Origin of the sequence: Pseudomonas sp. IT-93MI4, assembly GCF_949767635.1 — a bacterium.
In the GTDB taxonomy this organism is placed as follows: domain Bacteria; phylum Pseudomonadota; class Gammaproteobacteria; order Pseudomonadales; family Pseudomonadaceae; genus Aquipseudomonas; species Aquipseudomonas putida_A.
Map to the genome: position 1 here is coordinate 1 of NZ_CATKPP010000026.1, position 1,195 is coordinate 1,195.

1 protein-coding gene is annotated in these 1,195 nt (G+C 53.3%); it reads left to right on the forward strand.

Translation table 11 applies throughout. The annotated features are described in order from the left end of the window. The first annotated feature begins 220 nt into the window (after nt 1-220). Nucleotides 221-1,156 carry an IS110 family transposase gene (locus tag ACM6I7_RS14535; protein WP_103369841.1) on the forward strand — a complete coding sequence of 312 codons (936 nt, stop codon included), beginning with the start codon at nt 221-223 and terminating at the stop codon, nt 1,154-1,156. Nucleotides 1,157-1,195: the final 39 nt, after the last annotated feature.

A 1,195-nucleotide genomic window follows, 5' to 3' on the forward strand; every position in this document is an offset into this window, starting at 1 on the left:
CCTTCGCGAGCAGGCTCGCTTGTATGTTTAGACTTGAAGGGGTGGGCGGGACTACAGACTCGATTCTGACTCTGACCAGTACAGACCGTGGGAGACTTCTCGTCCCGCCCCTTCTACCCAAAGCGCCAATAAGGAATTCATCGGTAAACCGACGACAGAGACAAGCCAGCGCGACGGTAGACCCCAACAAGCTCTTAAACCCTAGCTCCGAGGATTCGTCATGACAATCCTTACTTCGCAGACGGTTGTTGGTATCGATATCGCCAAGGCCGAAATCGTTGTCTATCGCGCCGACCTGGAAACCATTGAAGCGGTCAAGAATGATCGTGCCGCCCTCAAACGTTGGCTCAAAACTCTGCCCGCGCAAAGCGCTATCGCTGTCGAAGCCACCAATATCTACCATTTGGAGACTGTTGATCTGGCTCATGCGATGGGACATCAGGTCTATGTGGTGGATGCTTATCGAGTCAGCCACTATCGTCGCGGTGTCGGTCAGCGAGCCAAAAATGATCCCTGCGATGCACGCGTGCTCGCACGCTATCTGACGAATGAACAAAGCAAACTGCGGCTTTGGAACCCGCCTCCTAAAGCCTACACCGTACTGAAAAGCTTGCTGCACAGACGCGCGACGCTGATTCAGAACCATACGGGTCTGATGTTGAGCTGGGCCGATGAACCCTTGCTGAAGAAAGAACGTACGGCTCAGCAAAAGGCATTCGAGCGATCCGACAAGGTCATTCAAAAACTGCTGCGCAAAGTCAGCAAAGAGGCCGGTATTGATGACAATATTGACCGCTGCAAAGCAATCGAGGGCGTGGGAGAGCTGACTGCGACTGGGTTGGCAACGACCTATATGCGCGGTGACTTTGCCAACAGCGACGCGTTCATCGCGTTTTTGGGTATGGATCTGACGGTGGACGATTCGGGGAAAAAGAACGGCCCGAGGTTCCTGAGCAAAAAAGGAGATCCGGAGATCCGTCGATTAGCCTACAACGCCGCAATGGCGGCGTGTCGCTCAACCAAGTGGAAGCCTTTTTACGAGTCTTACCTGGCCAGAGGCTTCTCGAAAACACAGGCATTGGTAGCTCTTGCTCGCAAGCTCTGCCGAGTGGCATTCACCCTGATGAAGAATCAGGGCGAATACCGATCAGTTTGAGATTCTAGGGTTGCTGAGCAACATAGAATCTCCCACATT

Excerpts from the sequence above, each read along its gene's own strand:
- ACM6I7_RS14535 (WP_103369841.1), top strand. The coding sequence starts at position 221 with ATGACAATCCTTACTTCGCAGACGGTTGTTGGTATCGATATCGCCAAG.